Source organism: Acinetobacter lactucae (assembly GCF_013344765.1).
GTDB classification, from domain to species: Bacteria; Pseudomonadota; Gammaproteobacteria; order Pseudomonadales; family Moraxellaceae; genus Acinetobacter; species Acinetobacter lactucae_A.
The window spans coordinates 1-1,172 of sequence record NZ_JABVBF010000338.1 but is presented as its reverse complement, the minus strand read 5'-3'; the positions used below and the strand labels follow the sequence as shown (position 1 = coordinate 1,172).

The 1,172-nt window shown below is 43.9% G+C and carries 1 protein-coding gene; it reads left to right on the top strand.

Annotation, left to right across the window (positions count from 1 at the left end; genetic code table 11):
• Nucleotide 1 precedes the first annotated feature (1 nt).
• Nucleotides 2–1,172 (top strand): BapA/Bap/LapF family prefix-like domain-containing protein (locus HUN22_RS17160; RefSeq protein WP_174731921.1); only part of this gene is annotated, 1,171 nt, incomplete at its 3' end.

The window sequence follows — 1,172 nt, the reverse complement described above, 5'->3', positions numbered from 1 at the left end:
TATGCCTGAAATACAAATTATTGCTAAGGACAATCACAAGACCTTAGCAACAACAGAGGGAACTTCTGCAAAACTTTCAGAAGCGTCAGTCGTATTAGTAAAAGTGGCTGCCAGTGATGTGTTGGTAGTGAATAGGGAGGGTACCAATGCAGTCATTCGCCTGAAAAATGGTGAGACTATTGTTATTGAAGGCTTCTTTAGTGGAACAGCTGAGCCTAAAGATAATAGCCTAGTTTTTCAAGATGAAAATGGACAGTTGATTTGGGCGAAATTCAAGGATGCTGAAAATGATGCTGACGCCGATGCAGATGCCGATGCAGATGCTGATAGTGATGTTGAACCGCAAGCACTGGTAGCTGAAGATTTACCAGCTGCTTTACCAGCAGAAGCACCACAAGAGTTGGTATCTGACGTTATTTATCAGCCTATTTCTTCAATTGAACCATTACTTTATCACGATGCAGGCATAAACCCATGGTTATGGGCTATCCCATTAGTTGCAGGTGGTATTATTGCTGCAGCATCGAACAGTGATAGTGATGATGACTCAACACCTGCCGATACAACACCACCAAGTACAGACGGAGTCACTTTCTCCGTTGACCCTGTTACTTCAGATAATGTAATTAATGCATCAGAAGCAGCAGGTAATGTCACGATTACTGGTGTATTGAAAAATATTCCAGCAGATGCAGCAAATACAGTCGTAACTGTTTTGATTAATGGTCAAACGTACACGGCAACTGTAGACAAAGCAGCGGGTACATGGACAGTAAGCGTACCAGGTAGTGGTTTAAGAGCAGATACTGATAAAACGATTGATGCGACTGTAACGTTCACAGATGCTGCAGGTAATAGTAGCACTGTTAAAGATACGCAAACTTATACAGTTGATACGACGGCTCCGAATGCACCAGTGATTGACCCTGTTAACGGGAGAGACCCGATTACAGGTACAGCAGAACCTGGTTCAACGGTGACAGTAACTTATCCAGATGGTAGTACAGCCAGTGTTGTAGCAGGCCCGGATGGTAGCTGGACTGTGCCAAACCCAGGCTTAAATGATGGTGATACGGTAACAGCAGTAACAAAAGATCCAGCAGGCAATACCTCAGGACCAGCAACTGGTGTTGTTGATGCAGTTGCACCGGCAGTAGTTCTAAACGATCTAT